Genomic DNA, 1,194 nt, shown 5'->3' on the forward strand with positions numbered 1-1,194 from the left:
GAAGAGGTGTTCCTCATGTTAGTGGCGGAAAATAGAAAAAGTGAATTAACTTATAATGTACAAGTAATTAAAAATATTTTATTTTCTGGAGATACATCATCTATTCTTGCTTTAGAAAAGCTTTTGAATGATACAGTTCAATTGGATGTTCTCGAACAAGAGGAAATCGATAGACAGTACATTCCGAAAGAAGCAAAGAATTTCTTTGATAAAAACGGAACATTTCTTTACCGCGTATCTAATGTTAGTTATAAAGGTAAGGTGTTATCTGAAAATCTAATTTTTGTGGACACATCGTTTTTACCGGATACTATAAAGCAAGAATTAGAGGATGGAAATATTCCAGTTGAAAAACTTATAGAAAAAATGGAAGTAAGAAGAAACGTATTATACGAAGGATATCAGCCATCCGGAAATATTATCGAATTGTTTGATGGATGTTCTGTTGCGGCGAATGTTTATCCGACTAGAAAATATCAGGTTGTAAGTAACTGCAAATGTATATTTTATATTTGTGAAGTGTATCATGCGGAGAATATAAAGGAATTGCTTAAATAAAACAAGAAACCAGCCTATAAAAAGGCTGGTTTCTTGTTTATTTAACAGCTTCTTTTAATTCTTTACCTGCTTTAAATGCTGGAACTTTACCAGCAGCGATTTGAATTTCCTCACCAGTTTGTGGATTACGTCCTGTACGAGCAGATCTTTCACGCACTTCAAAAGTTCCAAAACCGATCAATTGAACTTTATCGCCAGATTGTAACGCATTAGCAATTGTGTCAAATACGGATTGTACAGCTGCAGAAGCATCCTTTTGAGAAATATCAGCTGATTGTGCGACATTTTTAACTAATTCTGTTTTGTTCATGTTTTCACCTCATAAAAAAATTTTAGAATAAAAGTCTTAGTATAATGAATGTTATAGAATAAGCTACTTTTGCTAGTAGAAAGAATACTGTATAGTTATGTTAATTTCGTTGCAAGAGACTGAATCCCTGCTAATAATCAGGGATAAATTAAGAATTGATGCATATAAAAAGCTGTAGTATGAAGATGAGGGGGATTATATAGATGATTTTTCGTGAAAAGAATGAGAAAGAAAGTATATTAATTCGTCAACATGATCATAGTTTTTTAGCTGGAGAGATTGCTAGTAATATAAAAGAAGATTTCTTTGAAAATCAGGAATATTTA

At 31.8% G+C, this 1,194-nt stretch carries 3 protein-coding genes; 2 read left to right on the forward strand and 1 reads right to left on the reverse strand.

Translation table 11 applies throughout. From position 1 onward, the window contains the following. Positions 1-15: 15 nt before the first annotated feature. A complete protein-coding gene (locus KI356_RS27245; RefSeq protein WP_212937008.1) occupies positions 16-558 on the forward strand; it encodes a cold-shock protein in 543 nt (180 codons plus the stop codon). Between the two features lie 37 nt (positions 559-595). Here KI356_RS27245 and hbs read toward each other — a convergent pair whose 3' ends face one another. Beyond that, positions 596-868 (reverse strand): non-specific DNA-binding protein Hbs, encoded by a 273-nt coding sequence (gene hbs / locus KI356_RS27250; RefSeq protein ID WP_002012780.1) that lies wholly within the window; start codon positions 866-868, stop codon positions 596-598. A 203-nt stretch (positions 869-1,071) separates the two neighbouring features. Between hbs and KI356_RS27255 the strand changes: the two genes are divergently transcribed. Next, the coding region (locus KI356_RS27255) for a DUF3891 family protein (RefSeq protein ID WP_212937009.1) at positions 1,072-1,194 on the forward strand (123 nt) is incomplete at its 3' end.

Origin of the sequence: Bacillus hominis, assembly GCF_018332515.1 — a bacterium.
GTDB lineage: Bacteria > Bacillota > Bacilli > Bacillales > Bacillaceae_G > Bacillus_A > Bacillus_A hominis.

Coding starts and splice junctions, on each gene's coding strand:
- KI356_RS27245 (WP_212937008.1), top strand. CDS start 16: ATGTTAGTGGCGGAAAATAGAAAAAGTGAATTAACTTATAATGTACAA.
- hbs (WP_002012780.1), bottom strand. CDS start 868: ATGAACAAAACAGAATTAGTTAAAAATGTCGCACAATCAGCTGATATT.